Source organism: Arthrobacter sp. Y3223164 (assembly GCF_059091005.1).
In genome coordinates this window covers 1-2,033 of record NZ_JBNHGF010000444.1, presented here as the reverse complement: position 1 = coordinate 2,033, position 2,033 = coordinate 1, and the positions used below count along the sequence as shown (strand labels likewise).

Sequence of the window (2,033 nt, the reverse complement as noted above, 5' to 3'; positions counted from 1 at the left end):
CCGGCCGGCGGCCGGGCCAGTCAGGGCCGGACGGCGCGCGGCGTCGGAAATCAGCAGCAGCAGGGCGACGATCAGCCAGTTGGCCAGGAGGGAAGACCCTCCGGCGGCCAGGAAGGGTGTGGTCAGGCCGGTCAGCGGAATCAGGCGGGTGACGCCCCCGATCACCACGAAGCACTGCAGCGCCAGGGTGAAGGAGAGTCCCGTGGCCAGGAGCTTGCCGAAGGCGTCCCGGCTGCCCAGCGCCGCCCGGATGCCGCGGCTGACCAAGAGGATGTAGAGCATCACGATGGCGCTGAGTCCGATGAGCCCCAGCTCCTCGCCGAGTGCGGCGATGATCATGTCGCTGTTCGCGTAGGTCACCAGGTCCGGCCGGCCCTGCCCGAGTCCGGTGCCGGTCAGAGCGCCGCTGGCCAGGCCGAACAGCCCTTGGACGATCTGGTGGCTGCCGCCGATCCGGTTGTAAACCTCGGGGTCGAACGCGTTGATCCAGCCGTCTATACGTGCGGTGACGTGCGGGAACAGCTGGAAAGCCACCACGCCGCCCACGGCGATCATGAGCAGGCCGATCAGGACCCAGCTGACGCGGCTGGTGGCCACATAGATCATGGCCATGAACAGGCCAAAGAACAGTATCGAGGAACCCAAATCGCGCTGGAAGACCAGGACCCCGATGCTGACCAGCCAGGCCACCACCATGGGGCCCATGTCCTGCCAGCGGGGCAGCTGCAGCGGGCCGATCTTCTTGCCCGCGAGCAGGATGAGGTCGCGGTTCGTCGATAAATACCCGGCGAAGAATATAGCCAGGGTGATCTTCGCGATTTCGCCCGGCTGGAAGGTGGCGAACCCCAGGCTCACCCAAATCCGGGCGCCGTTGATTTCCATCCCGATGAACGGCAGCAGCGGAAGGATGAGCAGGATGGCGCTGGTGATCAACGATATGTAGGTAAAGCGGCGCAGGACGCGGTGGTCGGGCAGCAGCCAGATGACGGCGACCACGGCGGCGATGGCCACGCCGGTCCACAGGAGCTGGCGCCCCGCGGCGGAGTCGTTGTTGGCGATGTCCAGCCGGTGGATCATCGCCAGCCCCACCCCGTTCAGGGCGGTGACGATCGGAAGTATTACCGGGTCGGCATATTTGGCGCGAAGGCGCAGGACCACGTGTACGACGAGGACCAGCACCACCAAGGTGCCGCCCTGGGTGAAGAAGTCGCTGTCGAAGGCCCGGTCCTGGTCGAGCCCGACCAGCATGTTGGCTCCGATGCCGACGATCAAGGCCAGCAGGAGCAGGAGCAGTTCGGTGTTGCGCCGGGAACGCGGCACTGTCTGGATGTTACTCATGGCTTATCCACCTACACATTCCGGCGGCACGGTGGGCTGGGGGCTGGCAGCAGGCGCCGGCGTCGCCCCCGGCGAGGTGCTGGGCCGGTCCGTCGGAACGGTACTGGGGCTGGGTTCGGGTTCCGGACAGTTCAGCTGGCTGCTGATCCGCAACTGTTCCACGATCTCCTCGGCATGCCCGAGGTCGCGGGCGGAAATGCTGGAATCCAGCCGCTGCTGTTGGTACGCGGGCAGGCTTTCCAGCGGGATGTTGTAGACCGTGTCCACGTGGGAAAGCGCGATCGGCCCGAAGTTCTGGGAGACGCCGTTAAAGATGGCCACCCGTCCGTCCGCCGAACCCACGAAATACTGGGTCTGTGTCCACAGGTAGCCGAACCACATGACCGCCACCAGCAGCAACGACATGACGGTCAGGAACGCCGGGATCAGCCAGGGCTTGCGGGCCGGGGCCGAGGTCTCGTTCTCGGGTGTTTCCGGTTCGTCCGGGGCCTTGTGGGTCAGCAATGCCGCCGCCCGGCGCTTGTTGGAGTGGGCCGTGACGATGGGAATCTGTCCGGTCTCGGTGGCCAATGCCGCGGCGCCCACCAGCACATGCGGGCGGGTCTCGAGCTCGCGGCGGATGGCATCGGCGCGGATCGCCTCGTGCGGCTGAAGCTGTTCGTCGTCGGCGCCCGCGGCCACCTGTGCCCCGAGGG

Annotated in this window: 2 protein-coding genes; both read right to left on the bottom strand. The window is 66.7% G+C overall.

Annotation, left to right across the window (positions count from 1 at the left end):
• On the bottom strand, window positions 1-1,338 hold a 1,338-nt coding region (locus tag AC5RUJ_RS15180; protein ID WP_494156133.1), incomplete at its 3' end, for an FtsW/RodA/SpoVE family cell cycle protein.
• 3 nt (window positions 1,339-1,341) lie between these two features.
• On the bottom strand, window positions 1,342-2,033 hold a 692-nt coding region (locus tag AC5RUJ_RS15175), incomplete at its 5' end, for a BofC C-terminal domain-containing protein (protein WP_494156132.1).